16 protein-coding genes and 1 tRNA gene are annotated in these 15,172 nt (G+C 69.2%); 3 read left to right on the forward strand and 14 right to left on the reverse strand.

What is annotated here, in order from left to right; all coding sequences use genetic code 11:
* The coding region (locus ADBZ5U_RS06910; protein ID WP_526263754.1) for a reverse transcriptase domain-containing protein at positions 1 to 1,029 on the forward strand (1,029 nt) is incomplete at its 5' end.
* Positions 1,030 to 1,165: 136 nt separating this feature from the next.
* Here the strand turns inward: ADBZ5U_RS06910 and tgt are convergent.
* The 7 genes from tgt to ADBZ5U_RS06945 form a co-directional block, all read right to left on the reverse strand.
* A complete protein-coding gene (gene tgt, locus ADBZ5U_RS06915; RefSeq protein WP_526263756.1) occupies positions 1,166 to 2,383 on the reverse strand; it encodes a tRNA guanosine(34) transglycosylase Tgt in 1,218 nt (405 codons plus the stop codon).
* A 21-nt stretch (positions 2,384 to 2,404) separates the two neighbouring features.
* Positions 2,405 to 3,832, reverse strand: a complete 1,428-nt coding sequence (locus tag ADBZ5U_RS06920; protein ID WP_526263758.1) for a WS/DGAT/MGAT family O-acyltransferase — start codon at positions 3,830 to 3,832, stop codon at positions 2,405 to 2,407.
* Between the two features lie 122 nt (positions 3,833 to 3,954).
* A complete protein-coding gene (locus ADBZ5U_RS06925) occupies positions 3,955 to 4,224 on the reverse strand; it encodes a hypothetical protein (RefSeq protein WP_526263760.1) in 270 nt (89 codons plus the stop codon).
* A gap of 62 nt (positions 4,225 to 4,286) precedes the next feature.
* Complete coding sequence (locus tag ADBZ5U_RS06930; protein WP_526263762.1) at positions 4,287 to 6,614, reverse strand: beta-propeller domain-containing protein; 2,328 nt, start codon at positions 6,612 to 6,614, stop codon at positions 4,287 to 4,289.
* A 361-nt stretch (positions 6,615 to 6,975) separates the two neighbouring features.
* Positions 6,976 to 7,066: transfer RNA gene (locus tag ADBZ5U_RS06935), tRNA-Ser, on the reverse strand.
* Between the two features lie 27 nt (positions 7,067 to 7,093).
* Positions 7,094 to 7,561 (reverse strand): nucleoside deaminase, encoded by a 468-nt coding sequence (locus ADBZ5U_RS06940; RefSeq protein ID WP_526263764.1) that lies wholly within the window; start codon positions 7,559 to 7,561, stop codon positions 7,094 to 7,096.
* Positions 7,558 to 8,100, reverse strand: coding sequence for a tRNA adenosine deaminase-associated protein (locus tag ADBZ5U_RS06945; RefSeq protein WP_526263767.1), 543 nt, complete (start codon positions 8,098 to 8,100; stop codon positions 7,558 to 7,560). The genes ADBZ5U_RS06940 and ADBZ5U_RS06945 overlap by 4 nt, the downstream gene beginning before the upstream one ends.
* Positions 8,101 to 8,248: 148 nt before the next feature.
* Between ADBZ5U_RS06945 and ADBZ5U_RS06950 the strand changes: the two genes are divergently transcribed.
* A complete protein-coding gene (locus ADBZ5U_RS06950; protein ID WP_526263769.1) occupies positions 8,249 to 9,208 on the forward strand; it encodes a prephenate dehydrogenase in 960 nt (319 codons plus the stop codon).
* Here the strand turns inward: ADBZ5U_RS06950 and ADBZ5U_RS06955 are convergent.
* Genes ADBZ5U_RS06955 through ADBZ5U_RS06975 form a run of 5 tightly spaced genes read right to left on the reverse strand, consistent with a single transcriptional unit; the run spans position 9,171 to position 13,296 of the window.
* On the reverse strand, positions 9,171 to 9,770 hold the full coding sequence (locus ADBZ5U_RS06955; RefSeq protein WP_526263781.1) for a putative glycolipid-binding domain-containing protein: 600 nt from the start codon (positions 9,768 to 9,770) through the stop codon (positions 9,171 to 9,173). The genes ADBZ5U_RS06950 and ADBZ5U_RS06955 overlap by 38 nt on opposite strands.
* On the reverse strand, positions 9,767 to 10,543 hold the full coding sequence (locus tag ADBZ5U_RS06960; protein ID WP_526263783.1) for an ABC transporter permease: 777 nt from the start codon (positions 10,541 to 10,543) through the stop codon (positions 9,767 to 9,769). Before ADBZ5U_RS06960 ends, ADBZ5U_RS06955 begins: the two co-directional genes overlap by 4 nt.
* Entirely contained in the window at positions 10,540 to 11,184 is a 645-nt protein-coding gene (locus ADBZ5U_RS06965) for an ABC transporter permease (protein WP_526263771.1), read from the reverse strand. The genes ADBZ5U_RS06960 and ADBZ5U_RS06965 overlap by 4 nt, the downstream gene beginning before the upstream one ends.
* A gap of 6 nt (positions 11,185 to 11,190) precedes the next feature.
* Entirely contained in the window at positions 11,191 to 12,390 is a 1,200-nt protein-coding gene (locus tag ADBZ5U_RS06970; RefSeq protein WP_526263773.1) for an ABC transporter ATP-binding protein, read from the reverse strand.
* A complete protein-coding gene (locus ADBZ5U_RS06975; RefSeq protein WP_526263786.1) occupies positions 12,391 to 13,296 on the reverse strand; it encodes an ABC transporter substrate-binding protein in 906 nt (301 codons plus the stop codon).
* A 164-nt stretch (positions 13,297 to 13,460) separates the two neighbouring features.
* Here ADBZ5U_RS06975 and ADBZ5U_RS06980 point away from each other — a divergent pair, with 164 nt between their 5' ends.
* A complete protein-coding gene (locus ADBZ5U_RS06980; protein WP_526263775.1) occupies positions 13,461 to 13,826 on the forward strand; it encodes a LapA family protein in 366 nt (121 codons plus the stop codon).
* A 12-nt stretch (positions 13,827 to 13,838) separates the two neighbouring features.
* Here the strand turns inward: ADBZ5U_RS06980 and ADBZ5U_RS06985 are convergent, their stop codons facing one another.
* Together ADBZ5U_RS06985 and ADBZ5U_RS06990 are read right to left on the reverse strand one after the other, a co-directional pair.
* The gene (locus ADBZ5U_RS06985; protein ID WP_526263777.1) at positions 13,839 to 14,444 is read right to left on the reverse strand and encodes a histidine phosphatase family protein; all 606 of its coding nucleotides are present in this window, start codon (positions 14,442 to 14,444) and stop codon (positions 13,839 to 13,841) included.
* Positions 14,445 to 14,453: 9 nt separating this feature from the next.
* Positions 14,454 to 15,172, reverse strand: a 719-nt coding sequence (locus tag ADBZ5U_RS06990) for an alkyl sulfatase dimerization domain-containing protein (RefSeq protein WP_526263779.1), incomplete at its 5' end; no start/stop codon positions are given.

Below are 15,172 nucleotides of genomic sequence, written 5' to 3' on the forward strand. Positions count from 1 at the left end.
CAACTGCTCTCGCGCAACGCCCGCTGCAACGGCCTGCCGGGGGTCTACTCCTACCTACCGGGCCTGAACAACGCCGCTGCCATGCGAGACCTGGCCGGTTTCGTGCGCAGGCACCGGCGCCGGGTGGGTCCCGGCGGACCACCACTGTACGTCCTGCAGTCGGATTTCGACCACTACGGGGACGGCCTGCCGGTGGGCCCCGACGCGCCGTGGTGGCCGTTGCTGCGCGAGGTCGCGGCACTGGGAAGCCCGAACGGTCAACTGCCCGAGACGGTCTGGGCGCTGATCCGCAGCCTCATCCGACCGGTGGTGCGGGACGGCGACGGCGCACAGTTCACCCGGTTGCACGGAGTTCCGATGGGCACTCCGCTGGTTCCGCTGCTGTCCAATCTTGCGGTGGTTCCGATGGACCGGGCCGTAATGGACGTAGAGGGGATCTTCTACGCCCGGTACAACGACGACTTCCTGCTGGCCCACCCGGATCTGGAGGCGCTGCACGAGGCCGACCGACGGATCGACGACGCGCTGGCCGGATTGGGCGTCCGGCGCAAGGAGGCCAAGGAGATCCGGACCGCGCTCGGCGCCACCGGCGTGGCCGCCGCGGAGGATCCGGCCTACCGCGGCGGCACCCGGATCGACTGCCTGGGCCTGTCGGTCAGCCACGCCGGCGCCATCGGCGTGGGCCCGCATCGACTGGCCCGGTTCATGAACCGGGTCACCACGCGAATCGACGGGTCGTCGTCGGCGCTGCGGGCGCTACCGGTCACCGACCGTGCCCGCCATCTGGTCGCGGCGGTCAACGTGATGCTCGACGTCGGCAGTCCCTTTGCAATTCCGGGACTTTCGGCTCTGCTGGACACCACCACCGACCGGGGTGTGCTCAAGGACCTCGACTTCCGGATCGCCCGAAAGATCGTGCAGGCCGCCACCGGGCGGCCCGGCGTACGGGGATTCAGGCTGCTGGCCCCGCGGGTGCTGCACGACGACATGGGTCTGGTCTCACTGGTTCGGCTGCGCAACTTGCGGTAGCCGACCGGGTGCGGTTGCATGCACAGCGGAGGGCGCGGATCCCGCCCACGGGCGGAACCTTCCGAGGGATCACAGAGGCTGCGGCTTTCGGTCCTTCATTTTTTCGTTTTCCCCCGCGCCCTCCACCCGCGCCCGCCTAGGTCCGGTAGTAGCGCCCCAGGAACTCCCCGCGGAGTTCGGCGAAGTCGCCGTGGCCGATGGCGTCCCGGATGCGGTCGACGAGTCGGATGATGAACCGCTCGTTGTGGATCGTGCAAAGCGTCGCGGCCAGGATCTCCTTGGCCTTGAACAGGTGGTGTATGTAGGCGCGGGTGTAGTGCGCGCAGGTGTAGCAGTCGCATTCGTCGTCGATCGGGGTGAAGTCCCGCTTGTACCGCGCCCCGGTGATGTTGTAGCGACCGTCCGGGCAGTACACCGCGGCGTTGCGCGCCACCCGCGACGGGGAGACGCAGTCGAAGGTGTCCGCACCGGCGGCGATCGCGGCGAACAGGTCGTCGGGTTCGCTGATGCCCAGCAGGTGCCTCGGCTTGTCGTCGGGCAGTTCCTCGGTGCACCAGCCGACGATGGTGGCCAGGTTCTGCTTCTCCAGTGCCCCGCCGATGCCGTAGCCGTCGAACCCGGTGCCGTCCTCGGCGGCGATGCTCTCCAGTCCGCGGCAGGCCTGACGGCGCAGATCCTCGTAGTGCGCACCCTGGACCACACCGAACAGCGCCTGCCCGGGCGACGAGGGCGCCAGGGCGGTGAGCCGATGGTGCTCGGTGAGGCAGCGCTGCGCCCAGGCCTGCGTGCGGGCCAGCGACTCCTCCTGGTAGGCGCGTGTGTTGACCAGCGTGGTCAGCTCGTCGAAGGCGAAGATGATGTCGGCGCCGAGTTGGTGCTGGATCCCGATCGACACCTCCGGGGTGAAGCGGTGCGTCGAACCGTCCAGGTGCGAGATGAAGGTGACCCCGTCGTCGTCGACTTGGGACAGTCGCTGTTTGCCCTTGGCGATCAGGTCGTCGGACTGCGCCCGGCCCGGATCCTCCATCAGGACCTTGCGGAAGCCCGAACCCAGGGACATGATCTGGAACCCGCCGCTGTCGGTGAAGGTCGGGCCGGGCCAGTTCATGAAAGCCCCGAGTCCGCCGGCCTCGGCGACGACGTCCGGCCCGGGTTGCAGATACAGGTGGTAGGCGTTGGCCAGCACCGCCTGCGCCCCGAGTTCGCGCATCGTCTCGGGCAGCACCGCCTTCACGGTGGCCTTGGTGCCGACGGCGACGAACGCCGGGGTGCGGATGTCGCCGTGGGGGGTGCGGATCACTCCGCTGCGGCCGCGGGCATCCGGCAGTTCCGCCTCGACGCTGAAGAACGGCACGTGTGACGTTCGAGTACGGTCTCAGCTGTCCTTGGTGCGCTTGGCGGCCGTGGCGCGCTTGGGGCGGGGCGTCGCAGCCGTCGTCCCGACGCCCACCGCGCGCTCGAGTTCGCTGAGCGAGTCCTCGAGATGGCCGAGCAGTCGCTGCAGGCTCGGAACGCTGCGCCGGCATCCCACCAGTCCGAAGTCCAGATTATCGGCGTTGGTGCACAGCGTGATGTTGAGGGCCTGGCCGTCCAGTGCGATCGACAGCGGGTAGTTGCCGTCGAGCCGAGCGCCGTTCCAGTACAACGGTTCCCGTGAACCCGGCACGTTGGAGATCACCAGGTTGAAGGGTGGGGCCGCCGCCGAGCCCAGTGCCGGGGACACCATTGACAACAGCAGCGGGGACATGTTCAACGCCGAGAGCGCCACCTGCTGCAGCTTCGGCAACTCCTTGAACACGGCCTTGTTCTTCTGCATCGAGGAATTGACCTCGGCCAGGCGCTGCGCCGGATCCTCGAGGTGGGTGGCCAGATTGGCCAGCAGGACCCCGACCTGGTTGCCGCCCCCGGAAGAGGATCCTTCCCGCAGACTCACCGGCACCGCCGCGATCAGCGGCCGATCCGGAAGTGCCTTCTGCTCGATGAGATACGCGCGCAGCGCGCCGCCGCACACGGCCAGCACCACGTCGTTGAGGGTGACTCCGGAGACCTTTTTGATCGCCGAGAAGCGCTCGATCGGCCAGGACTGGGCGGCGACGCGGCGGGCTCCTCCGATGGGGACGTTGAAAATCGTCTTGGGGGCGCCGACGGGAAGGGTCAACTGCTGCTGCAGCAATCCTTTGTTCACCAGCTGCACCGCGGACGGACCCATTCCCATGACGGTTTGACCCAGACCGACCAGACTCTTGAGCCGGGAGATCGCCGGCTTGCCTTCGGTCGGCACAGGCTGCCCGTTCTGCCCCCACAGCACCCGGATCTCATGGTCATCGGGATCCGGGGACAGCGAGCCGGCAATCATCTGCATGGCACTGACGCCGTCGACGAGGGCGTGGTGGATCTTGGTGTAGACCGCGACCCGGCCGTCGCTGAGCCCCTCGACGAGATGGCTCTCCCACAGCGGACGATGCCGGTCGAGCAGCGACCCGTGCAGACGCGATGTGAGTTCGAGCAGTTCCCGAACCCGCCCGGGCGAGGGCAACGCTGAACGGCGCAGGTGGTACTCGAGGTCGAGATGCCGCTCGAAAGCCCATGTCAGGTTGGCGATGCCGCCGAGCAGTTCCGCGGGATGCTTGCGAAACGTCGGCGACACGTCTTCACGGGTGAGCAGTTCCTGGTGGACGTCCCGCAGGAAGTCCGGGCCGATGCCGCTGGGGGGCTCGAACAGTTGCAGTGACCCGACATGCATCGGATGCTCGCGCGACTCCGCCATCAGGAACATCGAGTCCAACGGCGATATCAGTTCCATGCGACCCTCCACTGCTCAGTCGGTAAACCACCCCGCGCCTGCGTTCACCCTAGTCAACCGTCCGCCGCCATGGGCCCGAAAGCCCTGTCCTCGGCATCCACCCGCGTGGGCCGGGACGATGGTCAGCGTCGTCCGCCGCCGCCGCCGGCGTTCCAGCCCGGCTCGGCCACCTCGGCCTCGGTCAGCTGGTCGCTGGTGTCGGGGATGACCGTCGGGACGCAGTTCATCGAGAAACTGTCCGTGGTGTCGACGATGTTGTCGCAGCCGGCCAGCACCCTCGGCGCGGACGCCGGTGAGCCGGCCAGCGCGGCGACCGTCGGCGTCACGGCAAGGGCGGCGCCCACCACGAAGTACAGCAGTTGTCGGCCACGGCCGGAAACGGTGATTCCCATGAGTTGCTCCAATGTCGAACCCTAGATGTCGAACCCTAGATGCCGAACCTAGGGATCCCAGGTTAGACCACTGCCGGTGCGGCCGCGCTGCTCCCGATCTCGCCGAGGTCGCCGATCCGGTAGGCCGTCACCGCGGTTTCACCCACGGCGTAGAGAACATCGCCGATGCGGACGGTACGCAGCGTCGGCTCGGCGGGGTGGATCTCGCCGACCGTCTCGAGCCCGTCCGGCGTGACCCGCAGCACCTTCAGATACTGGCTCGACCGGTAGCCGGTCTCGGGGTCGTATCCGCTGCCGGTGACCGGGACCACCAGCAGACCGTCCTCCGGGGAGTAGAGCACCGCGTGGTGGTCGAACTGGGCGTCCGACCACGACCACTGGTAGCCCGGGTCGAGGAACTCGCGGTCGACGGCGGTCATGTCGGTGGGATCGCCGACGTCGAACAGCGTGGCGTGCAGGTGGGTGTTCCCGGTCCCCTCCTCGCGCTCCTGCCCGATGCCCAGCAGCAGTCCGTCGCCGACCGACTGAAGGTAGTTGGAGAAACCCGGGACCTTCAGTTCGCCCAACACCGCCGGCGCGGTCGGGTCGCGAAGGTCGATGGCGAACAAGGGGTCGACTTGCACGAACGTGACCAGATAGGCGGTGTCTCCCGCGTAGCGGACCGCATAGATCCGTTCCCCGGGGGCCAGTCCGGTCAGCCGGCCGACTTCGTCCATGGTGGCGGCGTCCAGCACATAGATGCCGTTGTCGTTGGTGGCGCCGGAGTGGGTTGCCACCCGCAGGCGACCGTCCTTCTCGTCCATCGCGAACTGGTTGATCAGAGTGCCTGGCACCACACCACTGTCCTGCCAGGACACGTCGGTTCCGTTGATCGCGAACCGTTCGATTCTCGTATCCGTCCGGTCGGTGCCGGCCACGTACAGCGCGTCGGGGGTCATGTAGACCGTGGCCCCGTTGCCCGACACCATGCCGGCCACGCTGTCGGCCGGACCACCGGTCGCGCTGAGGGCATCCACCGACACCACCGTCAGCAACTGCCGGACCTGATCGGTGGACGAATGCGGGCGAACGATGTCCTCCGCCGCCGCCACCACACCGAGATCGACGGTGTCGCCCCCGGCGTCGACGCTGTAGGCGTGCGGCAGGGACAACCCGACGATATCGTCGCCGACCCGGGCAACGTACTGGTCCCAGGACTCGTAGGTGCGGTAGGCGATCGGGGCGTCGGGGTCGTAGCGGATCTTGGCGGATTCGACCGGATCGCCTTGTGCCACATAACTTTTCACGTAGTTGACGGGGGTGTCGACGTAGTGCGGCGCGGGTAGGTTGACCGACCGCTGCATCACCACGTAGACGACGCCGTCAACGGCCCGGGAACTCGCGTAGGCGCCGTCGAAGACGTTCCGGCTGACCACCGCGGGGGCGGTGCGGTCGGACACGTCGTAGACGGTGACCGTGGTCTGCGGGTTCCACGGGCCCCAGAAGCCGGGGTAGGCCATCTTGACCTGGGGGCCGTACCAGCCCGAGCCGGACCGGGTGATGACGGTGAGCCGGTCACCGGAGAGGTACTGGCCGGCGACGTCACCGGACAGCGTCGTCTCCGAGGCCACCGAGAGGTCGGCGCGCACGATGCTCAGCAGGCCGTTGTGTGCGGTGTAGATGTACCGCCCGTCGTTCTCCACGAAGTCGGCCTCGTCCACTCCGTCCACCTGGGTGTTGGTGTCCGAACCGCCGTCGGTCTTGAGGTACTCCGGGTAGGGGCCGTACCCGTACACCGGGACCGTGGTGCCGAACAGGCCGCCGTACTGCTGCTTGGCCATGTCCAGCAGGTAGGCGCGCAACTCTGCCTCGGCGAAGTACTCGCTCTGGCTGGTGGTCTGCCCGGGGTTCAGCGCCGGGAAGATGTTGAAGAAGGTCCGGCGCACCATCAGCAGCGCGCCTTCCAGGAACTGGCTCACCTGCCCGCCGGGCAGGCCGGCGAGCCAGTCGGCGGTGGAGTCGAAGAAGGAGGCGACCGCGGCGCCGATCGTCGCGACGGGCCTGGCCGGGGCGGGGGTCTGCGGCGCTTCGAACAGACCGGACAGACCGGCCAGGACGGGCAGGCGAGTCGACGTGGTGTCGGCGGTGAGCGCCCCGGCCGGAGTCACCGCCGCGGCCGGCGCGGGGGTGGCGACGACGGCCGGCGCATTGCCGGCCGCCGGTGCGGGGGTTGCTGAAGCTCCCGGTCCGACAGCTCGCGGCGTCATCGCCGGCGCGGTGACCGGCGAGGTGTCGTCGGGCCTGATCCCGGTCTGCCGATGGCCGGCACGGGGTTGGCCGGCACGGGGTTGGGCGGCACGGGGTTGGGCGGCACGGGGTTCCGGCACGTCGATGATGCTCTCCGGGGTCACCGGGTCGACGGCGGCCGAGGCGCCCGGGCTCGGGCGGCCGCCGCGATTCGGGCTGGTATGCGCTGTCCGGGAGGGGCGGACTCGGGCAGAGGTCTCGCCGGACGGAGCCTGTCGGGGGCCGGAGACCGACGCGCCGCCGTCCTCGGCGGGGTCGGCGGCCGCAACTCCGGCCGCTTGCGGACCCGCCAGGGAAAGCCCCAGCGCGAGGGCCGCGAACCCGGCCCTTGCCGCACGCCTGCCTGCCGACATCGCGAACCCCTGTCCAGCCGAAATGATAGTTTGCTGTGATTTCAGCCGACCGTAGCTGTGATTAAGCTTAAGGTCAATCGACGGCCGCGGCGGCGTCCCGGCTAGATGGAGATGGCGGTGGCGGAGGGATTTGAACCCTCGGACGGGGGTTACCCGTCACACGCTTTCGAGGCGTGCTCCTTAGGCCGCTCGGACACGCCACCACCGCAAAGCTTACGGTCCGCGATGGCCTAGCCCAAATCCCGGTGCGCCGCGAAGAAGCCCTCCAGCAGTCCGGCGCACTCGTCGGCCAGCACGCCGCCGCGCACCTGCGGCCGGTGGGGCAGCCGCCGGTCGCGGACCACGTCCCACAGCGAGCCGACCGCTCCGGTCTTGGGTTCCCAGGCGCCGAACACCAGCCGCCGGACCCGCGACATCACCAGCGCGCCGGCGCACATGGTGCACGGTTCCACGGTCACCGCCAGGGTGGTGTCCGCCAGCCGCCAGCCGTCTCCGAGGACCCGGGCCGCGGCGCGCAGCGCCAGGATCTCGGCGTGCGCGGTGGGGTCGCCGAGGGCCTCGCGGGCGTTGGCAGCACGGGCCAATTCGATTCCGTCGACGCCGAAGACCACCGCGCCGATCGGAACGTCTTCGGGGCCGGCCTGACGTGCTGCGGCGATCGCGACGCGGATCAGTGCCTCGTCCGATTGGCCGCTCACCGCTCGAGACGGTCGAGCACGGCCGACAACTCGTCGGCGAAGCCCATCTCGCGGGCGATGCGGCCGATCTGTTCGTCGGCGTACAGATCGGTTTCGGAGAGGATCACGCTCAGCACCGCATCGGGCAGCCCGACGTCGGCCAGGACCCCGAGGTCGCCCTCCTCGAACGGATCGCTGTCCTCGAGGTCCTCGCTCGCGATGTCGGCGTCGAGTTTCTCCAGTGCCTCCGCGGCGATGTCGTAGTCCAGGGCGGCGGTGGCGTCCGAGAGCAGCAGCCGGGTTCCCGACGGTGCGGGCCGCACGATGAGGAAGAACTCGTCATCGACGTCGAGCAGTCCGAATACCGCCCCGGCGCTTCGCAGTTCCCGCAACTCGGTCTCGGCGGCGGCCAGGCTGTTCAACGCCGCCGCGCTCATCGGCGAGCAGCGCCAGGCGGCACCCTCGCGGACGACGGCCACGGCGAAGCCGTCGGGGGTGTCGGCCGGGCCCGGATCCGGGCCCCCAGATCCTTGCCCCCGGTTCGCCTGTTGTGCCGCCATGGCCGCATACGCTAGTCGCTGAACAGGCGGTTTGACCAGCGCAGGCGTCGTAGCGCCGATGCCCGGTGGATGTGGCGGGAGCATCCGAACCCGCATCCGGCGGCGCGGAGCGCCGCCGGACTTCCCCCGGTGTGCCAACCTGAAAGGCGTGACCAAGACACCGGTATGCGTCCTGGGGCTGGGCCTGATCGGCGGGTCGGTGTTGCGGGCGGCGGTCGCCGCCGGACGCGAGGGGTACGGATACAACCGCTCCTTCGAAGGTGCCGACGCGGCGCGAGCCGACGGGTTCGCCGCGACCACCGAACTCGGCGACGCGCTGTCCTGGGCCGCGCAACGGCAGGCGCTCATCGTGCTGGCCGTTCCGATGCCGGCGGTCAGCCCATTGATGGGCCATCTCAGGCAGCGGGCGGCTGAATGTCCGCTCACCGATGTCATCAGTGTCAAGGGCCCGGTGCTGCGCGAGGCCCGTGCGGCCGGCCTGCTGGACCGGTACGTCGGCGGGCACCCGATGGCCGGCACCGCCTACTCCGGTTGGCCCGCCGGCAACGCCGGCCTGTTCCGCGGGGCGCCCTGGGTGATCAGCGTGGACGAACACGTCGACGCCGGGATCTGGTCGCAGGTGATGCACCTGGCGCTGGACTGCGGCGGCGTGGTGGTGCCGGCGAAGTCCGACGAGCACGACGCCGCGGCGGCCAGCATCTCGCATCTTCCGCACCTGCTGGCCGAGGCGCTGGCCGCCACCGCCGGCGAGGTGCCGTTGGCATTCGCACTGGCGGCCGGGTCGTTCCGCGACGGCACCCGGGTGGCCGGGACCGCCCCGGACCTGGTGCGGGCGATGTGCGAGGCCAACGCCGATGAACTCCTGCCCGCGCTGGATCACGCCCTGGAACTGCTGCACAACGCCCGCCGATCGCTGGCGGAGAAGGACTCGGTCGCCGAATTGGTCGACGCCGGTCACGCTGCGCGGGTGCGTTTCGAGAGTTTCCCGCGGCCCGACGTCGTCACCGTCTCCCTCGGGGGGGAGAACTGGCGCGAGGAACTCGCCAAGGCCGGCCGGTCCGGCGCGGTGATCAGATCCGCTCTGCCAGGCCCGGATAGTCGACGATGAAACCGTCGTCGTCGACTATGACGGTGGCTTCGGCGGTCGGGGACTGCACCCTGACGGCGACGCCGCCCGGTCCGGCGCCGCTGTAGCTGACGGTGGCCGGGGCGACGGTCAGGTCAGGCAGATAGACGTAGACGACCGGCAGCTTGACCGAATCCTCGGTGCGGTGCAGGTTCGACCGGCGTATCGCCAGCGTGCTGAACAACGGGCTGAACATCATGTCGACGTCGAGTGCGCCGTCGAAGGCCTCCCTCGAGACGCCTTCGTGGCCGGTGACAAGCCACATGTTCTCCTCGTCACGGGCGATCGACAGTTGCCGGTCGCGCTCGGCGGTGCTGACGTTCAGCGACAGACGCTTGGTGGCGCCGGTGTCATCGGTCACCAGATCGTAGGAGGCGCTGAACGCGGGGTGCTGCTCGGAAGCCGCCGCCGCGATCCGCCCGATCGCCTTGATCCGGTTGCCGGACAGTTGAACCCGCGCGGACTCGATGCGGGAGAGGTCGTGGGAACGCCAGGTCAGGATGGCCGGCCACGCCCGCTCCGGGTCACCCTCGGCTGCTTTCACCACCCCTCCACCGTAAGGGACGCGTCGCGGTCGCCGTAGCCCGGTGCCCGGACGGCGGGACTGGCGCCGGGGCCCGTCTCGTCATCGGGTGGCGGCTGCGGCAGGCGCCGCCGCAGCCGACCGGTCCCGGGTACGGACGCCCACACCGCCATCGCCAGCAGACCGTCGAGAAGCAGAGCCAGCACCGTCACCAGCAGTGCCCCGACCAGGGCGAGATAGAACTGCCGCACCTTGATCCCGTCGATGAGATAGCGGCCGAGGCCGCCGAGACTGGCGTAGGCGGCGATGGTGGCGGTCGCCACGATCTGCAATGTGGCAGTGCGCAATCCGCCGATGATCAACGGCAGCGCGTTGGGGGTTTCCACCCGGGCCAGCACCTGCCACTCGGTCATGCCCATCGACCGGGCGGCGTCGACCACCTTCGGGTCGACATTGGCGATGCCGGCGTAGGTGCCGGCCAGAAGCGGGGGGATGCCCAGCAGGGTCAGCGCGACGGTGGGGGGCAGCAGTCCCAGGCCCCACAGCAGCACTGCCAGCAGCAGCACACCGAGCGTGGGCAGGGCCCGCAGGGCGTTGACGGTGGTCACCACCAGAAAGGAACCGCGATGGGTGTGCCCGATGACCAAGCCGATCGGAATGGCGATGAGGGCGGAAACCGCAACCGCCACACCGGTGTACTGCAGATGCTCGATGATCCTGGCGCCCAGCCCCGCGCGGCCGGCCCAGTTCTCGGGGTCGAAGATGTAGGTCAGCGCCTGCTGCAGGAAGTTCATGCCGCCGCCCCGGCTCTGCTCCACGGCGTCAGCAGCCGGCCGGCCACCAGGATCAGCACGTCGACGATCACCGCCAGCAGGAAGGTCGCGATGATGCCGGCCACGATCTGACCGCTCTTGTCGGCTTGGTATCCCTCGGTGAACCAGGTTCCCAGGCCGCCGATCCCGATCACCGAACCGACGGCGACCATCGAGATGTTGGTGACGGCGACCACCCGCAGGCCCGCCGTGAGGACCGGAAGTGACAGCGGCAGTTCTATTTTCAGTAACCGCCCGAGGCGGGTGTAGCCGACGGCCGTGGCGGCGTCACGGACGTGGGCGGGTACCGCGTCGAGCGCCTCGGGTACCGCGCGCACCAACAGTGCGGTGGTGTACAGCGTCAGCGCGACGATGACGTTGGCCTCGTCGAGGATGCGGGTCGGGATGATCAGCGGCAGCACCACGAACAACGCCAGCGACGGGATGGTGAAGATGACGCTGGCGGTCAGGGTGGTCAGCCGGCGCAGCATGGTGCGGCGCCAGACGAAAGCGCCCAGCGGCACCGCGATCAGCAGGCCGATCAGCACCGGAATCAACGACAGCCGCAGATGGATCAGGGTCAGCGCCCAGGCGGTGTCGAGGTGGGTTAGCAGGTAGTGCAACGGGGTTCAGTCCGTCTCCGGAGTCTCGGCCGGTTCCCCGGCCTGGGATTCGGCCTGTGGTCCGGCCTGGGCCGCGGCGTCCTCTTCCGGCTCTGCGGCCGCTTCGCTCCCGGCGCGGCGCTGCGACTCCATCGAGTCGATTACGTCCTCGGCCGCGGTGCCGCCGACCACCGCCCCGCTGTCGTCGACCGCCACCCCGATGCCCGACGGCGAGGACAGTGCGGCGTCCAGCGCCGAGCGCAGGGTGCCGTCGGGGCGGAACAGCGACCCGCCGGCCGTCGCACAGTCGTAGAGTTCGCCGCCCAAGCGGTGCCGTTCGACTCCCGCGGCGTCGATCCAGCCGAACGGCGCTTCGTTGTCCAGGGTCACCAACCGCCACTCGCCGGGAGCCAGGCTCAGACCGTCGATCTCGTCCTCGGTGACTGTCTGAACAGGATGCAGCTCAAGGCCTGCCGCGCTGAAGAACTGCAGCAGCCGGTAGCCGCGGTCGGCGCCGACGAACCCGGCGACGAGGTCGTTGGCCGGGTTGGACAGCAACCGCTCGGGTGCGTCGTACTGCTGCAGCGCACCCCCAACGCCGAAGACGGCGACCGCGTCCCCCAGCTTGACGGCCTCGTCGATGTCGTGGGTGACGAACACGATGGTCTTGCGGAGTTCGCTTTGCAGCCGCAGGATCTCGGTCTGCAACTCGTCGCGGACCACCGGGTCCACGGCGGAGAACGGCTCGTCCATCAGCAGGATCGGCGGGTCGGCCGCCAGCGCCCGGGCCACCCCGACCCGCTGCTGCTGCCCGCCGGACAGCTGCGCCGGATAGCGCTGCGCCAGTTTGGGATCCAGCCCGACCCGCTCGAGGACCTGGTAGGCGGCCCGCCGCGCGGCACGCCGGGACTGCCCCTGTAGCACCGGCACCGTGGCGACGTTGTCGATCACCCGCTGGTGCGGCATCAGGCCGCCGCTCTGGATCACGTATCCGATGCCCAGGCGCAGTTTCACCGGGTCGACACCGGCGACGTCGCGTCCGTCGACGGTCACCGTCCCGGAGGTCGGCTCGACCATCCGATTGATCATCCGCATCGAGGTCGTCTTGCCGCACCCGGACGGGCCGACGAAGACGGTCAGGGAACCCTCGGGCACCTCCAGTGACAGCTCGTCGACCGCGACGGTGCCGTCCGGATACCGCTTGGTGACGCCGGAGAAGGTGATCATCTACTTGCCGATCGGGCTGTCGAAGGAGTTCGCCGTTATCCACTGCCGCGCCGCCTCGTCGGGGTCGACCCCGGAGTTGCCGGACACCGCGGCGTTCAGTGCGGTCAGGCCTTGGGTGGTCAGCCGTGCCGAGACGGCGTCGAGCACGTTCTTGAGCTCTTCCGACATCTTCCGCGAACTGACCAGTGGTACGACGTTTCCGGGCAGGAAGTTGTTCTCGGGATCCTCCAGCACCACGAACTTGTTCTGCGGTATCGCCGGTGAGGTGCTGAATATGTTTGCGGCGGTGACGGTTCCACCAGACAGCGCCTTGACCGTGGCCGGGCCGCCGCCGTCGCTGATCGCGACGAAGTTGTCCGGCCTGATGTCCAGTCCGTACGCGGCCTTGAGCCCGGGCAGGCCCTGCGGCCGGTTGAGGAACTCCGACGGCGCACCGAACTTCACTTCCGCGGCGTACGGCGCCAGGTCGGCGATGCTGCTGAGGTTCCATCGCTGCGCGGTGGCCTCGGTCACGGTCACGGTGTCGGTGTCGTTGGCGGGGGCGGGGTTGAGGATGGACAGATCCCCGGGCAGCGACCGGTGCAGCGCCAACTCGACGTCACCGGGTTCGGATGCGCCGCTCTCCGGCTTGAAGTAGTGCAGCAGGTTCCCGGTGTACTCCGGGATCAGGTCGATGGAGCGGTCGCGCAGTGCGGGGATGTAGGTCTCGCGACTGCCGATGCCGAACTGTTTGACGACGGTGAACCCGTTGGCCTGTAGCGCCTGGGCGTAGATCTCCGCGACGATCTTGGATTCCGGGAAGTCGGCGGAGCCGACCACCACGGACTTCAGGTCGCCCGAGGCCTCTCCCCCGCCCAGTGGGTTGGCGCTTCCGCAACCGGACGCGAGAACGGTCGGGACCAGCATCGTCACGGCGGCGGAGAACAGCCCGCGTAGCGACGGTTTCATCGGCGTCGTCTTCTCCCTGTCGTTCCCCCCGTCGCCTGACCCTAACGTTTGCCGAATGCCGTTAGCGTCCCGTTGCAGGTTTGGTTGTTTCATTTCCGGCCCGGACAGGCAAAGATGTCGGCATGAGTCGTGAATCGTATGCTTCGGGTGACCCGATTGAGCCTGGACTGTCCCCTGTGTCGGGGGCCGGCAGGACGTCTGCGCCCGCCGGGGAGGTCGAAGACGTCAAGTTCACCCGCGCTGCGGCGCTGTGGACGTCGCTGATAACCGGGTTCCTGATACTGATCGTGCTGCTGATCTTCATCACGCAGAACACGGCGTCGGCGGACTTCACCTTCCTGAACTGGCGCTGGACCCTGCCGCTGGGCGTCGCGATCCTGCTCGCGGCGGTGGCCGGGGGCCTGATCACCGGACTGGTCAGCGCTGCGCGCATGTTCCAGTTACGGCGGGCGGCCAAGAAGAACCTGCAGTTCGCCCTGCGGGGGTAGCGCCGGCCGGCGTCACCGAAGCCGGTGGGGCAACAGGTCCCACACGTGCTCGATGCCGTTGACCCCGCCGACGGTGAAACTGCCCCGCCTGGAGTGGCGCAGCACCGTGATCGAGGCGTAGTCGATCGGGAACGACAGCGGGTTGGCGGTGCCGAGCACCTCTTGCAGGACAACGTTGATCACACCGCCGTGACTGAAGAGCGCGACGGTCTGGTCGTGTTCGGCCGCGCCGACGATGTCGCGCAGCCCGGCCCACACCCGGGCGCGGAACGCATCGGCGTCCACCCCCGGCGGCAGTCGTCCCTGCGCCATGCGCGCCCAGTCACCGGGACGCTCGACGCGGACCTGCTCCAGCGGGATGTAGTTCGAAATCCCGCGGTCGTACTCGGCTAGGCGCTCGTCGGTGTTGATGGTCAGGCCCGTCGCCGCGGCCACCGGTTCGGCGGTCTGCACGGCCCGGCGCTGCGGGCTGCTCACGAGCCGGCTGACCGGGTACCGGGCCAGCGCTGAGGGCAGCCGGCGGGCCTGTTCCCGGCCGGCCTCGGTCAACTCGGGATCCGAACCCGCCCCGGACTCGGTGCGCGTCGGTAGCGCATGGCGGACGAGGAGGACCTGCATCGGCGCAGCCTACGGGGTGACGATGTCGAAGCCCGGGTCCGGTTTGTCCAGCACGCCGATCAGCGTCCGCAGCGCCCCGGCGTCGCCGCCGACCTCCAGTCCCGGCGAGCTGAGATCGCCCGCCGCCGCCGCCATCAGCCGCATCTTGGTGGCCAGCGTCACCGTCGCTCCGGCCGAGTCCGGGTCGGCCGGACGCTTGCGGTAGACGAGCACGCCGTTGCGCAGCGTGAGCCGGTAGTTGGCGCCCACGTCGGCGAAGGTCACGTCCAGTGCCAGATCGGCGTCCCAGGCCCGCGGGCCGTTGACCGAGATGGCCAGGATGTCGAACATCTGCTCCGGGGTGAGTTGCCTGAGCATGGTCGGGGCGGTGGTGCTCACCGGGGTGCCGAAGTTGCCGGTGCGCAGTTCGGTCGAACCGGAGAGGAAGAAGTTGCGCCACGTCGCGCACTCCGCGCCGTAACCCATCTGCTCGAGGGTGTCCGCGTACAGTTCCCGCGCTCCGGCATGGTTCTCGTCGGTGAAGACGGCGTGATCCAACAGCGTTGCAGCCCAACGGAAGTCCCCGGAATCGAACGCCTCACGGGCGATCTCGACCACCCGGTCGATCCCGCCCATGGCGGCGACGTAACGCGGGCCGGCCTGCTCCGGCGGGTGCGGCCACAGCCGGCCGGGATTGCCGTCGAACCAGCCCATGTAGCGCTGGTAGACGGCCTTGACGTTGTGGCTGA

Source organism: Mycobacterium sp., assembly GCF_040398885.1.
Classification (GTDB): domain Bacteria; phylum Actinomycetota; class Actinomycetes; order Mycobacteriales; family Mycobacteriaceae; genus Mycobacterium.